Source organism: Leisingera sp. F5 (assembly GCF_001593695.1).
Map to the genome: position 1 here is coordinate 1 of NZ_LUKH01000945.1, position 1,432 is coordinate 1,432.

Here is a 1,432-nt window from a genome sequence, read left to right on the forward strand (position 1 = left end):
TCCCAGTGCGGCTGCCTTGCGCGCGACCAGGCCTGCGCCGATCATCACATAGGGGTTGGAGGTATTAGTGCAGGAGGTGATGGATGCAATGACCACCTTGCCCGATTCCATGGTGTAGTCTTCGCCTTTGACCGCGACTTCCTTGCCCATGGGACGCTTGAAAGTTTCTTCCATCTCTTTCGAAAAGGCGGATTTGGCACCGGTCAGCGCGACATAATCCTGCGGGCGCTTCGGGCCGGAGATCGCAGGCACGATGCTGCCCATGTCCAGCGAAAGGGTGTCGGTGTAGACCGGGCTGTAATCGGCGCCGCGCCAGAAGCCGTTTTCCTTGGCGTAGGCCTCGACCAGCGCGATGCGGTCCTCGTCGCGGCCGGTGTTGCGCAGGTAGCGCAGGGTCTCATTGTCGATCGGGAAGAAACCGCAGGTGGCGCCGTACTCAGGCGCCATGTTGGCGATGGTGGCCCGGTCTGCCAGCGGCAGGCGGTCCAGGCCGGTGCCGTAGAATTCGACGAATTTGCCAACCACGCCCTTGGCGCGCAGCATTTCCACCACTTTCAAAACCAGGTCGGTGCCGGTGGTGCCTTCGACCATCTGGCCGGTCAGCTCAAAGCCGATAACCTCGGGGATCAGCATCGAAATCGGCTGGCCCAGCATCGCGGCTTCAGCCTCGATCCCGCCGACGCCCCAGCCCAGAACCGCGGCGCCGTTGACCATGGTGGTGTGGCTATCTGTGCCGACCAAGGTATCCGGGTACGCGACTTCCTCGCCGTTCTGGTCTGTGTCGGTCCAGACAGTCTGGGATAGGTATTCCAGGTTCACCTGGTGGCAGATGCCGGTGCCCGGCGGCACAACGCGGAAGTTGTCAAAGGCGTTCTGGCCCCATTTCAGGAACTGGTAGCGCTCCATGTTGCGCTCATACTCGCGGTCCACGTTCATCTGGAACGCACGCGGGTTGCCGAACTCATCAATCATCACCGAATGGTCGATGACCAGGTCAACAGGGACCAGCGGGTTGATCTTGGCTGCAGAGCCTTTCAGGCCGACGATGCCGTCGCGCATGGCCGCCAGGTCCACAACGGCGGGAACGCCGGTGAAATCCTGCATCAGCACGCGGGCAGGGCGGTAGGCGATCTCGCGCGGGTTTTTGCCGCCCAAAGCACCCCATTCGGCAAAGGCCTTGATGTCATCGGTGGAGACGGAAAAGCCGCCGTCCTCAAACCGCAGCATGTTTTCCAGCACCACCTTCAGCGCGGCGGGCAGCTTGGAAAAATCGCCAAAGCCGGCTTCGGTGGCTGCGGGTATGGAGTAATAAGAGATCGACTTGCCATTGACGCTGAGCGTTTTGCGCGCTTTGGCATTGTCCTGTCCGACGGTGATAGGCATGTTTGGCCTCCCTCAAGGATTTGAAATCGGGGAATTCGCTGCCTGCTAA

At 61.0% G+C, this 1,432-nt stretch carries 1 protein-coding gene; it reads right to left on the reverse strand.

Features of this window, described 5'->3' with window-relative positions:
• The coding region (gene acnA / locus A2I95_RS37705; protein WP_291737553.1) for an aconitate hydratase AcnA at positions 1–1,383 on the reverse strand (1,383 nt) is incomplete at its 3' end.
• Positions 1,384–1,432 lie beyond the last annotated feature (49 nt).